A 22306-nucleotide genomic window follows, 5' to 3' on the forward strand; every position below is an offset into this window, starting at 1 on the left:
GCTATCGGTGCAGCGATGCGCAAGCTGGCGCACCTGTGCTTTGGTGTCCTCCACACGGGCAAGCCCTACGATCCAAAATTTGCGATGTAGGGCTTGACGATGAAGACGGTATCTACGTTACGCAACTGCAATAGGCACGGGTTTGCGTAGGGTGGACTCCCGAGTCCACGCAGTACAACGTGTCCGGATCGCAATCAATGGATGATCTTGGCCAGGAACTCGCGCGCGCGCTCGGAGCGCGGCAGCGCGAAGAACTCGGCCTTCGGCGTGTCCTCGACAATCCGGCCGTGGTCCATGAAGACGATGCGGTCGGCAACCTTGCGCGCAAAGCCCATTTCATGGGTCACCACCATCATGGTCATGCCGTCCTGCGCGAGGCCGACCATCACCTCCAGCACTTCGCCGATCATTTCCGGGTCGAGGGCGGAGGTGGGTTCGTCGAACAGCATCGCCACCGGGTCCATCGACAGGGCGCGGGCAATCGCCACCCGCTGCTGCTGGCCGCCGGAGAGCTGGCTCGGGAATTTGTCCTGGTGTGCCAGCAGGCCGACCCGGTCGAGATAGCTCAGGCCGCGCGCGATGGCATCAAGCTTGCTGCGCCCAAGTACCTTCACCTGCGCCAGCACCAGGTTCTCGCGCACCGACAGGTGCGGGAACAATTCGAAGTTCTGGAACACCATGCCGATCTTCGCGCGCAGTTTCGGCAGGTCGGTCCGGCGGTCGGTGACCAGCACGCCGTCGACCCGGATCGCGCCCTGCTGCACCGGCTCGAGGCCGTTCACCGTCTTGATCAGGGTCGACTTGCCGGAGCCCGAGGGCCCGCACACCACCACCACGTCGCCGCGCGCCACTTGCGTGCTGCAGTCGGCAAGCACCTGGAAGTCGCCATACCATTTGCTGACCTTGTCGATTTCAATCATGTTTCGCCATTTTTGCCACACCTTTGAGCGTGCTTGACAGCACTAACAGCGCCTAGGATACTGCGGAACTTGCCAAGATACCCAGAGCGAACCCCGTCCGGGCCCTCGTTCGCCGCAGAAGCACCCAATCAGCCCCAGCCGGGGCGCCAGGCCGACCACTGGAAGCATATGACTGACAAACGAAACCGCCTCACTACTTACATCCTGATCGGCCTGGCCCTCGGCATCGTCACGGGCTACCTCGCGAATACCCAGCTCGCCAACCCGGCCGGTTTCGCGGACGCGATGTCGCTGGTGACGACGATGTTCCTGCGCCTGATTAAGATGATCATCGCGCCGCTCGTGTTCGCGACGCTGGTGGTGGGCATTGCCCGCATGGGCGACGCCAAGGAAGTCGGCCGCATCGGCGTCAAGGCGCTGGGCTGGTTCATCATCGCTTCGATCATTTCGCTGGCGCTGGGCCTGGTCCTGGTGAACATCTTCCGTCCGGGCGACGCCATGTTCGCCGCCGGCATGGCGCCGCCGGTCGGCACCGCCTCGGGCATCGCCACCACCAGCCTGACGCTGAAGGATTTCATTACCCACCTGATCCCGTCCTCGATCGCCGACGGCATGGCCAAGAATGAAATCCTGCAGATCGTCGTGTTCTCGCTGTTCTTCGGTACGGCCGCTGCCGCCGTCGGCGCGCGCGCCACGCCGATGATCGACGCCATCGACGGCGTCGCCCACGTCATGCTGAAGGTCACCGCCTACGTGATGAACTTCGCGCCGATCGCCGTGTTCGCGGCAGTGGCCGGGGTGATCGCCAAGAGCGGCCTGGGCGTGCTAGAGACCTACGGCATCTTCATGGCCCAGTTCTACTTCGGCATCGTGCTGCTGTGGGTGATCCTGATCCTGGTCGGCATGGCCTTCCTCGGGCCGCGCGTGCTGCGCCTGATCGGCCTGCTGAAAGAGCCGACCATCCTCGCCTTCACCTGCGCCTCGTCAGAAGCGGCCTACCCGAAAACCCTGGAAGGCCTGGAAAAGTTCGGCGTCAAGAACCGCCTGGCCTCGTTCGTGCTGCCGATCGGTTACTCGTTCAACCTCGACGGCTCGATGATGTACTGCACCTTCGCCACCGTCTTCATCGCCCAGGCCTACGGCATCGAGCTGGGACTGTCGACCCAGATCACGATGATGCTGGTGCTGATGCTGACTTCAAAAGGCATGGCCGGCGTGCCGCGCGCCTCCCTGGTCGTCATCGCTGCAACGCTCGCCCAGTTCAACATTCCGGAAGCCGGCCTGCTGCTGCTGCTGGCGATCGACCACTTCCTGGACATGGCGCGTTCGGCCACCAACGTCATCGGCAACGGCATCGCCACGGCGGTTGTCGCCAAGTGGGAAGGCGAACTCGAAGCCGAACCGGCGCCGGACAAGGACCTTGCCACCTCGCCACTGCGCTGAAGCGGGCGCTGGCCTGAAACATACGAAACACAGGGGCCTTCCAGCGATGGGAGGCCTTTTTTTTGATAACAAGACGGGAGACAACAACATGAAACAGCTGTATGCAGCAGGTTTGCTGGTAGTTCTGAGCGGCGCCAACGCCGCCACCGCCGCCACCCAGACGGTCGATTGCGGGCGCCTGCTCGATGTCAAGAGCGGCGCCTGGCGCGAGCGCGTCAGCATCGTGATCGAAAACGGCATCATCAAGTCGGTGGGGCCGATGACCCAAGCCACCGGCAACATCGACCTGTCCACCAAATCCTGCCTGCCGGGCCTGATCGACATGCACGTGCACCTCACCAGCGAAACCGCGCCGGTGGTGGAAGGCTACCGCGACCGCCTGACCGCCGACGCCGCCGACCTGGCTTTCCGCTCGATCAAATACGCGGAGCGTACGCTGATGGCGGGCTTCACCACGGTGCGCGACCTCGGCGCCCAGGATGGCCTGAACGTCTCGCTCAAGCGCGCGATCGCGGCCGGCTCCCTGCCCGGCCCGCGCATGTTCACCGCCGGGAAGTCGATCGCCACCACCGGCGGCCACGCCGACCCGACCAACAACCTGTCGCACTTCCTGAGCGAGAAAGTCGGCACGCCCGGACCGCAGGAAGGCGTGATCGACAGCCCGGAAGAAGGCCGCCAGGCCGTCCGTGCGCGCTACAAGGAAGGCGCCGACCTGATCAAGATTACCGCCACTGGCGGTGTGCTGAGCCAGGCGGCGAACGGCCAGAATTCGCAATACACCGAGGACGAACTGAAGGCCGTGGTCAGCACCGCCAAGGATTACGGCTTCCGCGTGGCCGCCCACGCCCACGGCGCCGAAGGCATGAAGCGCGCGCTGCGCGCCGGCGTCGACTCGATCGAGCACGGCACGCTGATGGACGACGAGACGATCGCCCTGTTCAAGAAGACCGGCCACTGGTACGTGCCGACCATCTCGGCCGGCCGCTATGTCGCCGACAAGGCGAAAGACCCGAACTACTATTCGGCGCTGGTACGCCCGAAAGCGGCCGCCATCGGCCCGCAGTTGCAGGCCACGTTTGCGCGCGCCCACAAGGCCGGCGTGAAGATCGCCTTCGGCACCGATGCCGGCGTGTTCCCGCACGGCGAGAACGCGAAAGAGTTCGGCTACATGGTGGAAGCCGGCATGTCGCCGATCGATGCGATCCGCGCCGCCACCATCCACGCCGCCAACCTGCTCGACCAGCCGCAGCGCCTGGGCATGATCGCGCCGGGCTTCGCAGCCGACATCGTCGCCGTCGACGGCGACCCGCTGCGCGACGTCAAGCTGCTGGAGCAGGTGAAATTCGTGATGAAGGACGGGGTGGTGTACAAGAAGCTGTAAGACGCAGCGGTCGGTGGCGCTGTTGCGTGTTCTGCTATTGGTCTGTTAAATCCGCGTGGGCTCGAGAGCCCACGCTGTAACCTCACTCCCCCTGCAACTCCAGCGGCGCCGACGCCACATCCTCATCGGGCCGCGCCAGCTGCCTCTCCCACATCTGCGCATACAGGCCGCGTGCCGCCAACAAGCTGCCGTGCGTGCCGCGCTCGACGATCTTTCCGTGATCGAGCACGATGATCTGCTGGGCGTCGGCAATCGTCGACAGGCGGTGCGCGATGACCAGCGTGGTCCGATTGCGAGCGATCTCCTTCAGCTGCGCCTGGATCGCCTGCTCCGCTTTCGAATCGAGGGCCGATGTCGCCTCGTCGAAAATCAGGATCGCCGGGTTTTTGAGCAAGGTACGCGCAATCGCGACCCGCTGCTTTTCGCCACCCGACAGTTTCAGCCCGCGCTCGCCCACCATCGTCGCGTACCCGTCCGGCAGGCTCACAATGAAGTCGTGGATCGAGGCCGCGCGCGCCGCCGCTTCGATATCGGCATGGCTGGCGCCCGGCTTGCCGTAGGCGATGTTGTATTCGATGGTGTCGTTGAACAGCACCGTATCCTGGGGCACGATGCCGATCGCGGCGCGCAAGGAGGCCTGGGTGACATTGCGGATGTCCTGGCCGTCGATGGAAATCGATCCCGCGTTGACGTCGTAGAAGCGGAACAGCAGCCGCGACAGGGTCGATTTGCCCGAGCCGCTGTGGCCCACCACGGCCGTGGTGGTGCCGGCGGCGATGGTGAAGTCGACGTCGAACAGGATCTGGCGCTTGGCTTCGTAGCTGAACTCGACGTGCGAAAATTCTACCTGCGCACCTTTTGCGCTAAGGGGCTGCGCGCCCGGCGAATCGGCCACTTCGCGGTTCTGGTCGAGCAGCGAAAACAGGCGTTCCATGTCGGCCAGGCTCTGCTTGATTTCGCGGTAGATCACGCCCAGGAAATTCAATGGGATATACAGCTGAATCATGAACGAGTTCACGAGCACCAGGTCGCCCAGGGTCATGCTGCCGGCAATCACGCCTTCGGTTGCGCGCCACAGGATCAGGGTAACGGCGGTGGCGATGATCAGCGACTGGCCCGTGTTCAGCACCGACAGCGAGGTCTGCGAACGCACCGCGGCGTTCTCGTAGCTTTGCAGGCCCTGGTCGTAGCGCTTGGCCTCGTAATCCTCGTTGCCGAAGTATTTGACGGTTTCGTAGTTGATCAGCGAGTCGATGGCCTTGGTATTGGCTTTCGAGTCGAGGTCGTTCATGGTGCGCCGGAAGTGGGTGCGCCATTCGGTGACGACGACGGTGAAGACGATGTAGGTAACCAGCGCCAGCGCCGTGATGATCGAGAACCACTTGTCGTACTTGACGACCAGGTAGCCGAGCACCAGCGTGATTTCGACCAGGGTCGGCAGCACGTTGAAGAGCGAATACGAAATCAGCGAATTCACGCCGCGCGTGCCGCGCTCGATATCGCGCGTCATGCCGCCGGTCTGGCGGTTCAGGTGAAAGCGCAGCGACAGCGCGTGCAGGTGGCGGAACACCTGCAAGGCAATCGTGCGTACCGCGCGCTGGGTCACGCGCGCGAACAAGAATTCGCGCAGCTCGGTAAACAGCGTGGTCGACAGGCGCAGCAGGCCGTAGGCGACCAGGGCGCCGATCGGCAGCACCAACAAGGCCTGGGGATTGGCCGGGTCGATCGCCAGCTGGTCGATCAGCTGTTTCAAGACCAGCGGCACGCCGACATTGGCCATCTTGGCGCCGATCAGGGCGCCGAGCGCGGCGATCACGCGCCATTTATAGACCCACAGATAGGGGAACAGCGTCTGCAGCGTCGCCCAGTCGCTGCGCTGCCTGCCTTTCACGTCAAGAGGCGGTGGGGATGAAGCGGAATGGCGTCGCATGGGCAGGGGTCCGGGATTTATGGTTCAATTCGGGTCGATTGTAGCTTTTCACGAGAATTCAAGATGACCACCCCCGAAAACACCTCCCCCGGCACTACCAACCCGAAGCCCAACTCCTTGCCGGAAGGGAAAATGCCGCAGCTGCGCGTGATGCCGGCGCCGCATGATGCCAATGTGTATGGCGACGTGTTCGGCGGCTGGATCATGGCCCAGGTCGACATCGCCGGCTCGCTGCCGGCTACCCGCCGCGCAAATGGCCGCGTGGCCACCATCGCCGTGAATTCCTTCCTGTTCAAGAACCCGGTGTTCGTGGGCGACCTGTTGTCCTTCTACGCCGACATCGTCAAGGTCGGCAATACCTCGGTCACCGTGTATGTCGAGGTCTATGCGGAACGCAACCGCCTGCAGACGGACATTGTGAAAGTCACCGAAGCGACGCTGACCTATGTCGCCACCGGTGACGACCGCAAACCGCGCCAGCTGCCGCCGCTCGAGTCGCTGATTTCGCACCAGCCGTAGGATGCAGGAGGCGCGTCGGAGTTTCCTGGTCGAGGCCGCGCGCGTCGCGGCCCTCGCCGGTGCCGGCGTAACCGGCAGCGCGGCTGCTGCCGGCCCTTTGTACCCGTTTTCGCTGGGCGTCGCCTCCGGCTCGCCCTTGCCCCATTCGGTCATCCTGTGGACGCGCATCCTGCCGGATCCCCTGAACGCGGCCTCGGTGTCGCCGCTGGCCCTGGCGGTGCGCTGGGAAGTGGCGGAAGACGCCGCTTTTCGCAAGGTGGTGGCGAAAGGCAGCGCGGTCGCCTCGCCGCTGCTGGCCCACAGCGTGCACGTCGACGCCAGCGGCCTGCGCCCGGATCGCCCCTACTGGTATCGCTTCATGCTGGGCGATGCGGTCAGCCCGGTCGGCCGCACCCGCACCGCGCCCGCACCGGATGCGATGCCGTCGAAGCTGAAATTGGTGGTCGCCTCCTGCCAGCACTGGGAGTTCGGCCACTACGCGGCGCACCGCCACATCGCGCAGGCCGAACCCGACCTGGTCGCCTTCCTGGGCGACTACATCTACGAGTGGGGTCCTTACCAGCTGCGCCACCCGGCACGCGCGATCCGCAGCGACGAATCGTTCACGCTGACACAGTACCGTGCCAGGTACGCGCAATACAAGAGCGACCCGGATTTGCAGAGCGCGCACCACGCGGCGCCCTGGATCGTGACCTGGGACGACCACGAAGTGGCCAACGACTACGCCGGCGACATCGACGAGCGTCTGTCGAATGACTTCGCCGCGCGCCGCGCCGCCGCCTACCAGGCGTTTTATGAACACATGCCGCTGCGCCTGCCAGTGCCGCAAGCCGGACGCTTCGGCGAGATGCGCATGTACCAGCGCCTCGACTGGGGACGCCTGGCGCGCTTCCACCTGCTCGACGACCGCCAGTACCGCTCAGCGCTACCCTGCTCGAAACCGGGGCGCGGCGGCTCGAACGTGGTGCTGGCGCGCGCCTGCGAAGCGCTGCGCGACCCGCGCCGCACGATGCTCGGCAGCGAACAGGAAGCCTGGCTGGCGCAGGGGCTGAACGCCTCGCGCGCGCGCTGGAACATCCTGGCACAGCAAACGCCGATGGCGCAGTCGAGCGGGGTGCCGGTGCGCCTGCCGGAGGATGGCCGCTTCTGGACCGATGGCTGGGATGGTTACCCGCTGGCGCGCCGGCGCCTGTTCGATACGCTGGTGAAAAGCGGCGCCGCCAATCCGCTGGTGCTGGCCGGCGACGTCCATTCCTTTTACGCGAGCGAGTTGCGCCGCGATTTTGGACGGCCGGCCTCAAACAGCAACCCGGTGATCGCGCCCGAATTCTGCGGCACCTCGATCACGTCGAGCTCGCGGCCGCAGTCGCGCACCCAGGAAAACATCGAGCGCAACCCGCACATGCTCTACGGGCGCAGCGACAAGCGCGGCTTCATGCTGCTGGACGTCACGCCGGAATCGGCGACGGCGCGCTTCATGGGCCTGGACGATGTGCGCGATGCCCGTTCAGGGCTGGCGGGGCTGGCCGCGTTTTCGGTCAGCGCCGGCACGCCACGGGTCGTGCGCGCGTAAGCGCGGTGCAGTGGATCAACCGGGCTGCTTTTCGTCCCGCAGCTCGCGCCGCAGGATCTTGCCGACATTCGTCTTCGGCAGCGACTCGCGGAATTCCACCAGGCGCGGGCGCTTGTAGTTGGTCAGCTCTTCCTTGCAGAAGTCGATCAGCGCCTGCGCGGTCAGGGATGGATCTTTCTTGACCACGTACAGCTTGACCGCCTCGCCCGAGTTCTTGTCCGGCACGCCGACGCAGGCCACTTCCAGCACGCCCGGGTGCGCGGCGACCACGTTCTCGACTTCGTTCGGGTAGACATTGAAACCCGAGACCAGGATCATGTCCTTCTTGCGGTCGACGATGCGGGTATAGCCCTGCTCGTTCATGATGCCGATGTCGCCGGTCTTCAGGAAGCCGTCGCGCGTCATGACTTTGGCGGTCTCGTCGTCGCGCTGCCAGTAGCCGGCCATGACTTGCGGGCCGCGCACGGCAATTTCCCCGGACGTGCCGAAGGGTACCGGCTGGTCCGCCTCGTCGAGGATCAGGATCTCGGTCGAGGGCAGCGGCAGGCCGATGGTGCCGGTGAAGTCGCTGATGTCGCAGCGGTTCGCCGTGACCACCGGCGAGGTTTCGGACAGGCCGTAGCCCTCGACGATCGGGGTGCCGGTGATTTTCAGCCACTTGTCGGCCACCGCCTTTTGCACGGCCATGCCGCCGCCAGGGCAGACCAGGTAGCCCGAATGGTCGAGTTTTGCAAAACCGGGCTGGTTGACCAGGCCGTTGTACAGGGTATTCACGGCCGGGAAGACGTTGATCCGGTACTTGCCCAGTTCCTTGATGAAGCCGTCCATGTCGCGCGGGTTCGGAATCAGGACGTTCATCGCGCCCATGCGCATGCCCAGCAAGGCGCAGACGGTCAGTGCATAGATGTGGTACAGGGGCAGCGCGCACATGAATTCGACCTGGCGCCCGGCCGGCGCATTGGCCAGCGACGGGCCGAACCAGGCTTCGTTCTGCAGCACGTTGGCCAGCACGTTCCGGTGCAGCAGCACCGCGCCTTTCGAGACGCCGGTGGTGCCGCCGGTGTACTGCAGGAAGGCGATGTCGTCATGGCCGAGCGTCACCGGCTTGAAGGTATGACCGGCGCCGTCGCGCAGTACTTTCTTGAACGACGTCGAACCGGGCAGCGACCAGCTCGGGACCATCTTCTTGACCTTGCGCACGACCAGGTTGACGATCGCGCCTTTGACGCTACCCAGCAAGTCGCCCATGCTGCCGACGATGACGTGCTTCACTCCCGTGTTGGCGATCACCTGCTGCACCGTGTGCGCAAAGTTTTCCAGCACCACCAGGGCCTCGGCGCCGGAGTCGATCAGCTGGTGCTGCAGTTCGCGCGGGGTGTACAGCGGGTTGACGTTGACGATGGTGTAGCCGCCGCGCAGGGCCGCGGCCATCGCCACCGGGTATTGCAGCACGTTCGGCAGCATGATCGCGACGCGCGCGCCCGGCTGCAGACCGCGGCTTTGCAGCCAGGCCGCCATCTGCTGCGACATGCGGTCGAGCTCGCCGTAGGTAATGCTCTTGTCCATGCAGGCAAAGGCACGTTGGCCGGCGTACTTGCGAAAGGATTCTTCCAGCAAATGGGTCAGGGAGCGGTACTGCGCCGGGTCGATGTCCGCCGGTACGCCAGCCTGGTACGACTTGAGCCAAAACTTGTCCATCAATGCCTCGCTTCTTCAAAACTATGCGGTCAATAAAATGCAAACCGCCCGGGATCCCGGGCGGTTGACTTACCTGACCCGAACGGTGGATCAGGCTGCTGCTTTATCCTGCTTTTGTTGCTGTGGTTCGTCGCGCAGCATGCGCCGCAGGATCTTGCCGACGTTGGTCTTCGGCAGCTCGTCGCGGAACTCGATGTACTTCGGTTTTTTATAGGCGGTGAACTGCCCCTTGCAGTATTCCATCAGCGCGCTTTCCGTCAGGTTCGGGTCCTTGCGCACCACGAATACCTTTACGGCTTCGCCCGAATGCTCGTCCGGCACGCCCACCACCGCGCATTCCAGCACGCCCGGGTGGAGCGCGATCACGCCTTCGAGTTCGTTCGGGTAGACGTTGAAGCCCGAGACCAGGATCATGTCTTTCTTGCGGTCGACGATTTTCACGAAACCGCGCTCGTCCATGATGCCGACGTCGCCCGACTTGAAGAAGCCGTCGGCCGTCATGACCTTGGCCGTTTCGTCGGGCCGGTTCCAGTAGCCCGCCATCACCTGCGGGCCGCGGATCGCGATCTCGCCCGGCTGGCCGTTCGGTACCGGATTGCCGTCGTCGTCGAGGATGGCGATGTCGGTCGAGGGCACCGGCAGGCCGATATTGCCGGTAAATTCTTTTTCGTCGGCGCGGTTGCAGGTGGCAACCGGCGCGGTTTCCGACAGGCCGTAGCCCTCGATGATGGCGCGCCCGGTGACCAGCTTCCACTTGTCGCTGACCGCCTTTTGCACGGCCATGCCGCCGCCGTTGGAAATCTTCAGGTTAGTAAAGTCGAGCTTGGCGAAGTCCGGGTGGTTGACCAGCGCGTTGTACAGCGTGTTCACGGCCGGCAGCATGGTGATCTGGTATTTGCCGATTTCCTTGATGAAGCCCGGGATGTCGCGCGGGTTCGGGATCAGGATGTTCAGGGCGCCGACGCGCATGCCCCACATGGCGCAGGCCGTCAGCGCAAAGATATGGTACAGCGGCAGCGCGCAGACGATGGTCGGGAAAGCGGCCACCGGCGGCTCGGCCATCGCCGGCTGCGACCAGGCTTCGGTCTGCAGCACGTTGGCGATCACGTTGCGGTGCGTGAGGGTCGCGCCCTTCGACACGCCCGTGGTGCCGCCCGTGTACTGCAGGAAAGCGATGTCGGAAGAGACGAGCGTAGCCGGGGTGAACGGCATCTTGCCGCCCTGCGTCAGCGCTTCCTTGAAGCGCACCATGTTCGGCAGGGCGAAGTCGGGCACCATCTTCTTCACATTGCGCACCACGAAGTTGACCAGCATGCCCTTGGCGCCGCCGAGCATCTCGCCCATGCTGGCCACGACGATGTGGCGCACCGGCGTGTTCTTCAGCACCTGCTCGAGCGTGTGCGCGAAGTTTTCGAGCACGATGATCGCTTCGCTGCCCGAATCCTTCAATTGATGTTCGAGTTCGCGTGGGGTGTACAGGGGATTGACGTTGACCACCGTGAAGCCGGCGCGCAGGATGGCGGCGATCGCGATCGGGTACTGCAGGACGTTCGGCATCATCACCGCCACGCGCGCGCCCTTGGCCATGCCGCGGCTTTGCAGCCAGCCTGCCAGCTTCTTCGAGTAGGCATCGAGTTCCGCATAGGTGAGGAACTTGTCCATGCACACGAAGGCGTTGTTCTGTGCGTACTTCTGGAACGACTCGTCCAGCATGTGCACGAGCGACGTGTACTGGTCAGGATTGATTTCGGCGGGTACGCCCGGCGGATACGACTTCAGCCAATTCTTGTCCATATAGTTATCCCTGTCTCCAATAGTATCGTTATATCCGGTCGCTTTTTCCTGCACCTCAGAAAAGCGACGGGCGTGCAGCATGCTTGTGCCTTTGCTATTGCTGATGCGATGCTATCGGGCAGCGCGCAGAGAAGCAAGCAATTTTGCCGCGATTGGAACAGGCACTCTACGGCAGAGCTCCGCTGCTGCGCTGCACCATGAAGGTGGCCGGCGGCGCGGCGACGTCGATCAGCTTGATGGCACGCTGGCGTTCGTCCTTGTCGAGCTTGGCCAGGGCGCCGACCTTGCGATAAAACGCGCCGAAATTTTTCTCGCCGCGCAGCATCGCGCGGAAGGCCGGCACGTAGTCGTTGTAGGTAGCGATCGAGGCCAGGTGGGCATTCGAGAGCGGCTCGGCGAAGAAGCGGTCGTAGCCCGCATAGCCACCCCAGTTGGCCTTGATCACCTGGTATTCGTCCTTCAGCGCCAGGAACAGGCGCGCCTTGCCGATGCGCTTGTCGTCGTCGGTCATGATGGAAGCATAGGTGCGTTCCAGCTCGCGCCGGTACTTCAGCAGCAGCGTCAGGAAATCCTTGCGCCGGACCGTGTAGCGCGTATAGGCATCGCGCATGGCCGGATTGCCGAAACGCTCGAGCCAGAGTTCGACGCCGGCCTCCTCGACCGCGCTGGCGAAGGATTCGTTGAAGCGCGAGTCGCCCTGGACATAGGTCACCTGGTGCGCCAGCTCGTGGAAGATCAGGCGGGCCAGTTCGGCATCGGGATAGTGGATGAAGGTCGAGATCAGCGGATCGCTGAACCAGCCGAGGGTCGAATAGGCGGAGACGCCGCCCACTTCGACGTCGCGGCCCTCGGCACGCAGCTCCCTGGCGTAGGCGTCGGCGTCGGCCTTGCTGTAATAGCCGCGGTAATTCACGCAGCCGGCCACCGGGAAGCACCATTGCAAGGGTTTGAGGGACAGTTCCGGCGTCGCCACCACGTTCCACAACACATATTTGCGCTTGAGGGAGGTGTAGTGGGTATAGCTGCCGTTGTCGGGCAGGCCCATCTGCTGGACGGCGAAGCGGCGGATCTGGCGGGCGGTCTCGAGACGGTGGCGCAGGGAGGTGTTGGTGGCCGGGTCGGCCAGCCAGTCATCGATGGGCCGGGAGTCGGCGAGGAGTTCGAGCTGGCCCTGGGCGGCCTGGCTGTAGTAATTCAGAGTAGAACAACTGGCAAGTAGTGAAACGGCGGTGGCAGCGGCGCCCATGGTGAGCGCGCGCCGGAACAGGCGGGGGAGTTTAGCGAATAGATTCTTCATGTCCGGGTTTGGGCGCGGCCTTTTCGACCTGCACCAGGATGTCGTAGAAAGTGGGCGCCCGACCCATGTCGGTCAGGCGCTGGCTGGTCACTTCATTGGCGTTCTTGCCGTCGCTGGACAGTTTTTTCCACCAGATCGACAGTCCCACCACGAGGCCCGGGCGCGCTTTTTCGGTAACGCGCGTCCGGGCGACAAACGAGCCGCGGTCATTGAAGATGCGTGCCATGTCACCGTGCTGGAGGCCGCGCGGAGCGGCGTCGTTCGGGTGGATGTCGAGGTGCGGCTCGCCCTCGGTTGCACGCAGGCTCTGTACATTGACAAAGGTTGAGTTAAGAAAGTTCCTTGCTGGCGGAGAAATCATTGCGAGAGGATATTTCTTTGCCAACGCAGGATTCGATGCCACCGATTCATACGGCGCGATATACGCCGGCAGCGGGTCGAGCCCGTCCGCCGCCATCGTGCTCGAATAAAACTCGCACTTGCCCGAGAGCGTCGGGAAGCCGCCTTCGGCGAACGGCGCGTCCGGCATGTTCAGCTTTTGCCAGCCCTTCTGTTTCAGCGATTCCCAGTCGAAGTGGATGGCGCGGCTGTGGGTCTTGTCGAAGGCCTGGGCGGCCAGGGCGTCGTCGCTTTCCTGGAAGCAGGGGTCATCAAAGCCCATGCGCGCGGCGAGCAGGCGGAAGATCTCGGTATTCGGCTTCGCTTCGCCCATCGGCGCGATCGCGGCATTGTTCGCCATCATGTACAGGTGGCCATAGGCCAGGTGCGCGTCCACGTGCTCGAGCTGGGTCGTGGCCGGCAGCAGGATGTCGGCGTAGTCGGCGCTGTCGGTCTGGAAGTGTTCCAGCACTACCGTAAACAGATCCTCGCGCTCGAAGGCCTGTTGTACCTTGCTCGAGTCCGGCGCAATGGCGAGCGGATTGGCGTTGTAGACAATGACGGCTTCGACCTTCGGGCCGAATTCGGGCGACGTGTCTTTCAACAGGTCGTCGCCGATGGTGGTCATGTTGATCGTGCGCGGCTTGCGTCCTGCCAGCAAGTCCGGCCGCTGCAGCGCGGCGCGGTTGGTGGGGAAAGAACCCGAGGTCGACAACTGGATGCCGCCGGCCGCATGGCGCCAGGCGCCGACCAGCGCCGGCAGGCAGCTCATGTTGCGCACGGCCATGCCGCCCCCGCGTGCGCGCTGCACGCCGTAGTTGCAGCGGATCGCGACCGGCTCGCCGCGTTGCGCCATGCCGCCGTACAGGCGTGCCAGATCGATCACTTCCTGCGCGCTGATACCGCAGGTCTCGGCGGTGCGCGCGGGCGTCCACTCGAGGGCGCGGCCTTTCAGCTCCTCGAAGCCGAGCGTGTAGCGGGCGATGTAGTCGTGGTCGAGCAAGTCTTCGGCAATCAGCACATGCATCAGGCCCAGTGCCAGCGCGGTGTCCGTGCCGGGAAGCAGCGCAATGTGCTGGTGGCATTTCTCGGCCGTCAGCGAGCGGTAGGGGTCGATCGCAATCAGGGTGGCGCCGCGGCGCTTGGCTTCCTGGGCCCGCATCCAGAAATGCAGGTTCGAGGCGATCGGGTTGCCGCCCCAGATGATGATCAGTTTCGCATCCTGGAACTGTTCCATGTCGGTGCCGATCGAAGCGCCGACCGTATACTTGTAGCCGGTGGCGCCGGCGGTGGCGCAGATGGTGCGGTCCAGCAGCGAGGCGCCCAGCTGGTTAAAGAAGCGCATCGACATCGCTTCGCCCTGCACCAGGCCCATCGTGCCGCAATAGCTGTAGGGCAGGATCGCCTGCGGATTGCGCGCTGCAATCGGCCGCAGGCGCGCGGCGATCTCGTCCAGGGCGGCGTCCCAGCTGATGCGCTCGAACTTTCCCTCTCCCTTCTTGCCGACGCGGCGCATCGGGTACAGCACCCGGTCCGGCGCATAGGTGCGCTCGACGTAGCGCGACACCTTGGTGCACAGCACACCGGCCGTGGTCGGATGCTCCGGATCGCCGCGCACCTCGGTTGCAACCCCGTCTTCGACAGTGATCAGCAAGGCACAGGTATCGGGGCAATCGTGGGGGCAGGCGGCGCGGACTTGGGTGGTGGACATCGGGATCAATTCTGGGAAAAAACGTCGATAAACCAATACTTTAGCTGATTCCGAAGCCAGTCGGGGCCGGTGCCCTTGGCGGGAATGGATTTCGCATGATGAGAAGGGCTACAATAGTCCATAACGCTTGCATACCTGTCCATGCCGCCTGGGAGAACAAGATGAGACTCGTTGAACCTATCCTCGCTTTTCAATCCGAACTGGAACAGATCCGGCGCGACCTGCACGCCCATCCCGAACTCTGCTACGAAGAACAGCGCACCGCCGACGTCGTCGCCGCGCGCCTGACCGAGTGGGGCATCCCGGTGGTGCGCGGCCTGGGCGTCACTGGCGTGGTCGGCATCATCAAGAACGGGACCTCCGACCGCGCCATCGGCCTGCGCGCCGACATGGATGCGCTGCCGATGCAGGAGCTCAACACATTTGACCATGCGTCGCGCCACCCCGGCAAGATGCATGCATGCGGTCACGACGGGCATACGGCGATGTTATTGGGCGCGGCCCACTATTTGTCGCGTCATCGCAACTTTGATGGCACCGTGTACCTGATTTTCCAACCCGCCGAGGAAGGCGGCGCCGGCGCCCGCAAGATGATCGAGGATGGCCTGTTCGAGCAATTCCCGATGGATGCCGTGTATGGCATGCACAACTGGCCGGGCCTGCCGGCGGGCAGCTTCGGCGTGATTCCGGGCCCGATGATGGCGTCCAGTAACGAGTTCCGCGTCGTCGTCAAAGGTAAGGGCGCGCATGCCGCCCAGCCGCACCGCGGCATCGATCCGGTGATGGTGGCGGTGCAGATCGCGCAGGCCTGGCAAACGATCATTTCGCGCGAAAAGAATCCACTGGAAACGGCGGTGCTGTCGATCACCCAGATCCATGCCGGCAGCGCCACGAATGTCATTCCCGACGAGGCCGTCATGATCGGCACCGTGCGCACCTTTTCGACCGAGGTGCTCGACCTGGTCGAGCGCCGCATGGAAGACATGGCGCGGGGTGTGGCGACGGCGTTCAACGCGGGCCTCGACTTCGGCTTCAAGCGCAATTACCCGCCGCTGATCAACCATCCCGCGCAGACCGCCTTTGCGGTCGAGGCCATGCGCGCAGTGGTGGGCGCGGCGAACGTGAACACGGCGGTCGAGCCGACCATGGGCGCGGAGGATTTCGCCTTCATGCTGCAGGCGAAACCCGGCTGCTATGCGTTCATCGGCAATGGCGACGGCGACCACCGCGCCGGCGGGCACGGCCTGGGACCATGCCAGCTGCATAACGGCAGTTACGATTTCAATGACCAGTTGCTGCCAATCGGTGCAAGTTACTGGGTCCGGCTGGTCGAGACAGGTTTGCCGGTGACATGAGGCGGCGTGCAGTGACAGCCGGGAATCGCCGATGGTTCCCTCATGCGATTTGAGTAAGAACACCGTGTTTTCGTTAGTAATAGTACAATAATTAATGGTTCCAGCATGGACTGGCGCCTTAATTGACGAAAGCAATCATGTTCTCACTACAAAAAACACTCGGGATCCTGCTCGGCGCGACGATCCTGACCGCCAACCCGGCCAGCGCCTTCCAGGCGGGTCCGATCGACTCGGCCTCGTTCGAATACGGCAGCGGCGCCAGGGTGCGCCTCGTGCGCGTGGCCGTGCAGTCCGATTGGGACCCAAGCTGGCGCTGGCTGGCCTCGAACGGGCGCCACCTGTCCGGCTACTGGGATGTGTCGGCGGCCTACTGGCGCGGCAGCGCCTACCGCGGCGTCAAGGGCGATCGCCAGCACATCGGCGTGATCGGCTTTACGCCGGTCCTGCGCTATGGCCGCGACGACAAGCTGGGCTGGTATGTCGAGGGCGGCATCGGCGCCAACCTGCTCTCCGAGCTGTACGATAACTACGACAATAAACTCTCTACCGCCTTCCAGTTCGGCGACCATGTCGGCATCGGCTATGTCACGCGCAACAAGTGGGATATCGGTTTGAAGTTCCAGCACTATTCGAACGCCAGCATCAAGCGGCCGAACAGCGGCGTCAACTTCGCGATCCTGAGCGCGCGCTACGATTTTTAAGGACGGCGCACGGGCTGCCAGCTTGAAATTGGCCTGCGCCGAATTATGTGACAATTCGATCAGGCGCGCGCATCCGTGCACGCCGGACCGGATGAGGGCCGATTGAACAGTTCCAGCGTCAAGACCTACCTTCCGTGGCTGGTGGCCACCGCCCTGTTCATGGAGCAGCTTGACGCGACGATCGTCAACACGGCCATCCCCAGCATCGCGGCCAGCCTCGGGGTTACGCCGCTGAGCCTGAAGTCGGTCGTCACCAGCTATATCCTCGGTCTGGCCGTCGGCATCCCGGTCAGCGGCTGGATGGCCGACCGTTACGGCACGCGCCGCGTGTTCCTGATCGCCATCGGCATCTTTACCCTGGCCTCGGTCCTGTGCGGCCTGGCGCCGAGCGCGGAAATGATGACGGCGGCGCGCCTGCTGCAAGGCCTCGGCGGCGCGATGATGATGCCGGTCGGCCGGCTGGCAATCGTGCGCACCTTCCCCAAAGCCGAACTGATGGGGGCGATGAACTTCGTCATCATCCCGGCCCTGATCGGTCCCCTGCTGGGGCCGACGGTCGGCGGCCTGATCGTGCACTGGACTTCCTGGCGTGCGATCTTCTTCATCAACATTCCCTTCGGCCTGATCGCGATGTATCTGGTCTGGCGCCACATGCCCGACTACCGCGGCGACGAGCGGCGCCCGCTCGACGTACTCGGCCTGATCCTGTTCAGTTCCGGTACCGCCATCCTGTCCTGGCTGCTGGAAGTGTTCGGCGAGCACACCTTGAACGGTACGACAATGGGCCTGCTGCTGGGCCTGTCGCTCGGCCTGCTGGCGGCCTACGTCTGGCACGCAGCGCGCACCCGCTTCCCGCTGCTTCGTCTGAGTCTGCTAAAAGTGCGGACTTTCCGCATTTCCGTTGTCGGCGGCTTCGTAACGCGCCTGGGCGTCGGCGGCCTGCCTTTCCTGCTGCCGCTGCTGTACCAGCTGGGCCTCGGGCTGCCGGCCTGGCAGTCTGGCCTGTTGATGATGCCGTCGGCGGCAGCGGCGATGGGCATGAAGCTGATTGCGCCGAAAGTGCTGGCGCGTTTCGGCTACCGCCAGGTGTTGGTGGTCAATACCCTGTGCATCGGGCTGACCATCGCGCTGTTCGGGCTGGTCGGGCGGGATACGCCGCTGGCCGCCATCGTCTGTATCAGCCTGCTGCTGGGTTTTTTCAATTCGCTGCAGTTTTCCAGCATGAATACCCTGGCCTATGCCGACATCGAATCGCAGGACTCGAGCATGGCAAGCACGATGTCGAGCTCGGTTCAGCAACTGTCGATGAGTTTTGGCCTGGCGACAGGTTCACTGGTGACGGCCTGGTTCCTCGGCCGCGTACCGCAGACGAATCAGGTGCTGGTGACCGAGGCCCTGCATTTCGGATTCTGGGCGCTGTCCATCATGACCTTGCTGTCGAGCGCGGTCTTCTGGCGCCTGCGCAAGCGCGACGGCGACAGCATCAGCCGCGGCCGCGCCACCGCCAGCCAGGCCGAGCCCGTGGCGCAATAGCGCCCCACGGGCTCCTCTCACGCGCTGGCGGCCTGGATAGTGTCGCCCGTCAGGCGCATCAGCAATTTCTCGCGGTTGTTCATCAGGAAGTCGACGAAGCTAGGCTCCTTAATTGCCAGGCGCACGATGCCCGGCAGCAGCGGATAGCAGAACACCGCCAGCTTGCGTACCGCCTCATCGTTGGACAGGGCCACGCGCGCCGTCGCCTCGCTGCCGCCCAACATCGGCATGAGCGAGGCGCGATGACGGCAAACGATGGCGTTGAACGGCGCTGCCAGCCGGTCGGACAGGCCGGCGGTGTCGAGCACTGCGTCCATATAGCTCTCCTTAGAAATGCATCCTGGAAATCATGCGCGCTGTCCGTAGCTGCGGGATGCGCTAGCGCAAGGCGCGACATCCACTTCAGGCGGACACACGGTCTCGCTTAGCTGCGAGTCCTGTCTCGATCTTTCCAAACCGTGGTTATGACACGACACTCAGCAGTCCGCCCGCGCCGCCAGCCCCGTGTGGAATTTCCAAAGGGAAAATACTTAAGGCTAAGCGTGCTAGCGAACAGAGTGTGAAATGCCAAAAGACAATAGTGAACTACGGAAGCCCGCTTGAGTCATGCGGCCTTCAATCGTTCTGCCCTGCCGCATAAACCCATGCGGGAAGCTCCGGAACGGCATTCACCACGAAAGCATCTTTTGAATATCCTGAAACGCTACACAAAATTACTCATCTGCTCCGCCGGCTTCCTCGGCGCTGCCCTGGTCTCCGGTTGCGGTGGCGGCGGCGACCAGAACCGCGATCCGATCCTGGGCGTTCCTGCTGCCCAGCTCGCCAGCATCGCCGTGACGCCGGCAGCGCCATCGGTGGCGATTGGCGCCACCCAGCAATTCGTCGCCACAGCCGTGTACACGGACGGCTCGGCGCGCGACGTCACACGTAACGCAGCCTGGACTTCGGCAACACCGGCTGTTGCCACGGTCAACGCATCGAGTGGCATCGCGGTCGGCGTCAATGCCGGCAGCTCGGCCATTACCGCCGCATTCGAAGGCAAGACCGGTTCGGCAACGTTGACGGTGCTGCCTGCCAAGCTGGTATCGATCGCCGTGACGCCCGCCAACCAGGTGCTCAACGTCGGCAACTCGCAGCAGTACCTCGCCATCGGTACCTTCGATAACAACAGCACGCGCGACATCACCGCGGTCTCCACCTTCGCGTCGGCTTCGCCCGCCGTGGCAACCATCGCAGCCAGCGGCGGCGTGGCACTGGCCAAAGCAGCCGGTGCCAGCGTCATCAGCGCTACCTCGGGCGGCCTGACAGGCAGTGCAACCCTGAACGTCCTGCCTGCGGCGTTCGTGTCGCTGGCGCTCACGCCAGCGGTCAGCACCTCCCCGGGCGGCGCGACGCGTCAGCTTGCGGCCTTGGCCACCTATTCCGATGGCGCAGTGCGCGACGTGACCGGCAGCACCTCGTTCGTGTCGGCGGCGCCGGCCTTCGTTTCGGTCGCTAACACCGGCCTGATGACCTTTGTTGCCACCGGTTCATCGACGATCACGGCGACCTTTGCCGGCAAGAGCGCACTGGCTACGGCTACCACCAGCCCTGCGACCCTGTCGAGCATTGCCGTCACCCCGGCCAACGCCACGATCGCCATCGGCGCCACGCAGCAGTTCGTTGCCGTCGGAACCTTCTCGGACAATTCGACCGCTGTCATCACCGCGACGGCCGCATGGACTTCGAGCAATACGACAGTCGCTACGGTACTCAATACCGGCGTTGCCACTGGCCTTTCCACTGGCTCGACGGTCATCACGGCCAGCTCGAACGGGAAGTCGGGCACCGCCAACCTGAGCGTGACTGCAACGCCGCCGCCACCTGTGGGCACCGCGATCAACTTGCGCAGCGCCGCCAGCTTTGCTGTACTGGCCGGCACCTCGCTGACAAACAACTCTGGCGGCACGACGTTGATTGCCGGCGATGTAGGTTCACCTTCGCAGACCACCGATCCGGTCCAGGCGCCGGGCTTCACCAACTATAAGTCGGGCGCCGTGCTGAACAACGCACTGGCCGACTTGCAGACCGCCATCACGGATGCCAGGAGCCGCAACTGCGACGTGACCTTCGCCGGCGACATCGACCTCGGCGGTCTGGTGCTGGCACCTGGCGTGTACTGCTACTCCGGCGCCATCAGTGTCACCGGCACGCTGGTCCTGAACGGCCCTGGCCTGTTCCTGTTCCGTACCGCACTGACGCTCAATACCACTGCCAACTCGATCATTGCATTGACCAACGGTGCGAGCGCCGACAACGTGACCTGGGTTCCCGTCGGTCCGACCACCCTGGGTGCCAACAGCGCCTTCAAGGGCTCGATCCTGGGACAGTCGGCCGCGATTACGGTCGGCGACAACACCACCCTGCTGAACGGACGCGTGCTGTCGGCTGCCGCCGTTACCCTGAGCAATAACCAGATCACCAAATAAAAGCACAATGATGAAAACTTCCAGCAAACTCGCCGCATTGATCGCAGCGGCCTGCATCACCATGGCCCCTGCCTACGCGGCCACGCCAGAAACGGCACAAGCCGATGCGGTGTTCGTCAACCCTGACTGGGCCAACAGTGCCTGGTACATGGGCGCCGGTATCGCCCACACACGCGCAAAGATCGATGACGTGCGCCTGATCCGCAGCCTGACGGCAAATGGCGCGAGCCTGAGCAGCTTTCGCAGCGACGAACGGGATCTCGGCTTCAAGCTGTTCGTGGGCAAGCAGCTGAACCAGTACTTCGCGGTCGAAGCCGGTTATTTCGACCTTGGCAAGTTCGATTTTGCCGCCACCACGTCGAACAACGGCGTGCTCCGGGGCGAAGCCGGGTTCCGCGGTGCGAATATTGATCTGCTTGGCCAACTGCCCGTCACCCAGCGCCTGTCGCTGCTTGGCCGCATCGGCGCGCAGTATGCCAAAGCAAGCACCCACTTCAGCGGCAATCGGCTCAACGCCGTCACCGACCCGAATCCGTCGGGCGGGGGGCGCACCAATGCCAAAGTTGGCGTCGGTGTGGAGTACAAGCTGACGGAAGCCTGGGCGCTGCGCGGGGAAGTGGAGCGCTATCGTGTCAATGACGCGGTAGGCAATCGCGGCGACGTCGACACAGCGTCGGTGAACCTCGTCTACAAGTTCGGCCGACCAGTCGCAAAAGCCTATGTTGCCCCGGTCTTCAGCGAGAGCGCACCGCAGGCAGAGCCAGTTGCCGTGGCGGTGACGCCGCCGGCGCCGGCCCCGGTGTCGGAAAAGGTATCGTTTGCCGCCGAAGCACTGTTCGATTTCAACAAGTCGATCGTCAAACCGGAAGGCAAAGCAGCGCTTGACGAATTGATGCTCAAGCTGCAAGGCATGAACACCGAAGTGATGATCGCCGTTGGCCACACTGACTCGATCGGTTCGAACGCCTACAACGACAAACTGTCGCTGCGCCGCTCGGACGCCGTCAAGGCTTACCTGGTGTCGAAGGGCCTGGACCAGGCGCGTTTGTACACCGAAGGCAAGGGCGAAAGTCAGCCGGTCGCTGACAACACGACCGACGAAGGCCGTGCCAAGAACCGCCGCGTGACGATCGAAGTCGTCGGCACCCGCACCGTTACCCAGTAATCTGCGAGCTCTTGGAAAACCGCCCGGCGCAAGCCGCGGCGGTTTTTTCACGTCTGCCGCGCGGAGCGACCGGGCTGAAACGCGATCGAGCGCTAACGGAACCGTTGTCCTCTGCCGTTGTCGAACGGAAGTCAGCCGCGGCCAGTGCGGGGCTTGCAACGAACACGCCAGAACTGGGGGGCACTTGTTGACCCGACGTCCGTTAATCGGGGGGACAGGAAGGCGACAAGTGCTCGCCCAGTCCGCGGTAAATCAGCCGGTACTTCAACCAAAACCACCAGACGAAAAAAAACCCCCACCTGCTCAAAAGCTGGTGGGGGTTCTTTTCTACTACGTATAACTAGCCTGACGATAACCTACTTTCACACTGGTTGCAGCACTATCATCGGCGCAAAGTCGTTTCACGGTCCTGTTCGGGATGGGAAGGGGTGGGACCGACT

Annotated in this window: 16 protein-coding genes and 1 rRNA gene; 9 read left to right on the forward strand and 8 right to left on the reverse strand. The window is 63.7% G+C overall.

Annotated elements, in window-relative coordinates; all coding sequences use genetic code 11:
* Positions 1-194: 194 nt before the first annotated feature.
* Positions 195-920, reverse strand: a complete 726-nt coding sequence (locus tag AC56KZ_RS20745) for an amino acid ABC transporter ATP-binding protein (RefSeq protein ID WP_497164068.1) — start codon at positions 918-920, stop codon at positions 195-197.
* Positions 921-1088: 168 nt separating this feature from the next.
* On the opposite strand from AC56KZ_RS20745, the gene AC56KZ_RS20750 reads away from it, so the two are divergent.
* Positions 1089-2363: a dicarboxylate/amino acid:cation symporter gene (locus AC56KZ_RS20750; RefSeq protein ID WP_497164069.1), complete on the forward strand. Its 1275-nt coding sequence runs from the start codon at positions 1089-1091 to the stop codon at positions 2361-2363.
* Positions 2364-2451: 88 nt separating this feature from the next.
* Positions 2452-3744: a metal-dependent hydrolase family protein gene (locus AC56KZ_RS20755; protein WP_497164070.1), complete on the forward strand. Its 1293-nt coding sequence runs from the start codon at positions 2452-2454 to the stop codon at positions 3742-3744.
* An 82-nt stretch (positions 3745-3826) separates the two neighbouring features.
* Here AC56KZ_RS20755 and AC56KZ_RS20760 read toward each other — a convergent pair whose 3' ends face one another.
* On the reverse strand, positions 3827-5674 hold the full coding sequence (locus AC56KZ_RS20760; RefSeq protein ID WP_497164071.1) for an ABCB family ABC transporter ATP-binding protein/permease: 1848 nt from the start codon (positions 5672-5674) through the stop codon (positions 3827-3829).
* 63 nt (positions 5675-5737) lie between these two features.
* On the opposite strand from AC56KZ_RS20760, the gene AC56KZ_RS20765 reads away from it, so the two are divergent.
* Both AC56KZ_RS20765 and AC56KZ_RS20770 read left to right on the forward strand, forming a co-directional pair.
* On the forward strand, positions 5738-6193 hold the full coding sequence (locus AC56KZ_RS20765) for an acyl-CoA thioesterase (protein WP_497164072.1): 456 nt from the start codon (positions 5738-5740) through the stop codon (positions 6191-6193).
* A 1-nt stretch (position 6194) separates the two neighbouring features.
* Complete coding sequence (locus tag AC56KZ_RS20770) at positions 6195-7766, forward strand: alkaline phosphatase D family protein (protein WP_497164073.1); 1572 nt, start codon at positions 6195-6197, stop codon at positions 7764-7766.
* Between the two features lie 15 nt (positions 7767-7781).
* Here the strand turns inward: AC56KZ_RS20770 and AC56KZ_RS20775 are convergent, their stop codons facing one another.
* From AC56KZ_RS20775 to AC56KZ_RS20790, 4 genes are all read right to left on the reverse strand, one after another.
* Positions 7782-9464, reverse strand: coding sequence for a long-chain-fatty-acid--CoA ligase (locus AC56KZ_RS20775; protein ID WP_497164074.1), 1683 nt, complete (start codon positions 9462-9464; stop codon positions 7782-7784).
* 90 nt (positions 9465-9554) lie between these two features.
* On the reverse strand, positions 9555-11258 hold the full coding sequence (locus AC56KZ_RS20780) for a long-chain-fatty-acid--CoA ligase (RefSeq protein ID WP_497164075.1): 1704 nt from the start codon (positions 11256-11258) through the stop codon (positions 9555-9557).
* Positions 11259-11424: 166 nt separating this feature from the next.
* Entirely contained in the window at positions 11425-12504 is a 1080-nt protein-coding gene (locus tag AC56KZ_RS20785; protein ID WP_497164083.1) for an aminopeptidase, read from the reverse strand.
* A 31-nt stretch (positions 12505-12535) separates the two neighbouring features.
* Complete coding sequence (locus AC56KZ_RS20790; RefSeq protein ID WP_497164076.1) at positions 12536-14644, reverse strand: molybdopterin-containing oxidoreductase family protein; 2109 nt, start codon at positions 14642-14644, stop codon at positions 12536-12538.
* Between the two features lie 161 nt (positions 14645-14805).
* On the opposite strand from AC56KZ_RS20790, the gene AC56KZ_RS20795 reads away from it, so the two are divergent.
* The 3 genes from AC56KZ_RS20795 (at position 14806) to AC56KZ_RS20805 (ending at position 18233) form a co-directional block, all read left to right on the forward strand.
* Positions 14806-15999, forward strand: a complete 1194-nt coding sequence (locus AC56KZ_RS20795; protein ID WP_497164077.1) for a M20 aminoacylase family protein — start codon at positions 14806-14808, stop codon at positions 15997-15999.
* 137 nt (positions 16000-16136) lie between these two features.
* Positions 16137-16700 (forward strand): acyloxyacyl hydrolase, encoded by a 564-nt coding sequence (locus AC56KZ_RS20800; RefSeq protein WP_497164078.1) that lies wholly within the window; start codon positions 16137-16139, stop codon positions 16698-16700.
* Between the two features lie 102 nt (positions 16701-16802).
* A complete protein-coding gene (locus tag AC56KZ_RS20805; RefSeq protein ID WP_497164079.1) occupies positions 16803-18233 on the forward strand; it encodes a DHA2 family efflux MFS transporter permease subunit in 1431 nt (476 codons plus the stop codon).
* Positions 18234-18250: 17 nt separating this feature from the next.
* Here the strand turns inward: AC56KZ_RS20805 and AC56KZ_RS20810 are convergent, their stop codons facing one another.
* Positions 18251-18550: a hypothetical protein gene (locus tag AC56KZ_RS20810; RefSeq protein WP_497164080.1), complete on the reverse strand. Its 300-nt coding sequence runs from the start codon at positions 18548-18550 to the stop codon at positions 18251-18253.
* A 369-nt stretch (positions 18551-18919) separates the two neighbouring features.
* Here AC56KZ_RS20810 and AC56KZ_RS20815 point away from each other — a divergent pair, with 369 nt between their 5' ends.
* Entirely contained in the window at positions 18920-20701 is a 1782-nt protein-coding gene (locus tag AC56KZ_RS20815; protein ID WP_497164081.1) for an ice-binding family protein, read from the forward strand.
* A 7-nt stretch (positions 20702-20708) separates the two neighbouring features.
* Positions 20709-21866, forward strand: coding sequence for an OmpA family protein (locus tag AC56KZ_RS20820; RefSeq protein WP_497164082.1), 1158 nt, complete (start codon positions 20709-20711; stop codon positions 21864-21866).
* A 343-nt stretch (positions 21867-22209) separates the two neighbouring features.
* Here the strand turns inward: AC56KZ_RS20820 and rrf are convergent.
* Positions 22210-22306, reverse strand: a 5S ribosomal RNA gene (gene rrf / locus AC56KZ_RS20825); the annotation flags it as partial.

It is taken from the genome of Telluria sp. LT2P34 (assembly GCF_059685915.1).

Bases quoted from the DNA above. Each gene is read 5' to 3' on its own strand.
- AC56KZ_RS20795 (WP_497164077.1), top strand. From the start codon at position 14,806: ATGAGACTCGTTGAACCTATCCTCGCTTTTCAATCCGAACTGGAACAG.
- AC56KZ_RS20765 (WP_497164072.1), top strand. From the start codon at position 5,738: ATGACCACCCCCGAAAACACCTCCCCCGGCACTACCAACCCGAAGCCC.
- AC56KZ_RS20780 (WP_497164075.1), bottom strand. From the start codon at position 11,258: ATGGACAAGAATTGGCTGAAGTCGTATCCGCCGGGCGTACCCGCCGAA.
- AC56KZ_RS20760 (WP_497164071.1), bottom strand. From the start codon at position 5,674: ATGCGACGCCATTCCGCTTCATCCCCACCGCCTCTTGACGTGAAAGGC.
- AC56KZ_RS20810 (WP_497164080.1), bottom strand. From the start codon at position 18,550: ATGGACGCAGTGCTCGACACCGCCGGCCTGTCCGACCGGCTGGCAGCG.
- AC56KZ_RS20790 (WP_497164076.1), bottom strand. From the start codon at position 14,644: ATGTCCACCACCCAAGTCCGCGCCGCCTGCCCCCACGATTGCCCCGAT.
- AC56KZ_RS20770 (WP_497164073.1), top strand. From the start codon at position 6,195: ATGCAGGAGGCGCGTCGGAGTTTCCTGGTCGAGGCCGCGCGCGTCGCG.
- AC56KZ_RS20800 (WP_497164078.1), top strand. From the start codon at position 16,137: ATGTTCTCACTACAAAAAACACTCGGGATCCTGCTCGGCGCGACGATC.
- AC56KZ_RS20785 (WP_497164083.1), bottom strand. From the start codon at position 12,504: ATGGGCGCCGCTGCCACCGCCGTTTCACTACTTGCCAGTTGTTCTACT.
- AC56KZ_RS20750 (WP_497164069.1), top strand. From the start codon at position 1,089: ATGACTGACAAACGAAACCGCCTCACTACTTACATCCTGATCGGCCTG.
- AC56KZ_RS20745 (WP_497164068.1), bottom strand. From the start codon at position 920: ATGATTGAAATCGACAAGGTCAGCAAATGGTATGGCGACTTCCAGGTG.
- AC56KZ_RS20820 (WP_497164082.1), top strand. From the start codon at position 20,709: ATGATGAAAACTTCCAGCAAACTCGCCGCATTGATCGCAGCGGCCTGC.
- AC56KZ_RS20775 (WP_497164074.1), bottom strand. From the start codon at position 9,464: ATGGACAAGTTTTGGCTCAAGTCGTACCAGGCTGGCGTACCGGCGGAC.
- AC56KZ_RS20755 (WP_497164070.1), top strand. From the start codon at position 2,452: ATGAAACAGCTGTATGCAGCAGGTTTGCTGGTAGTTCTGAGCGGCGCC.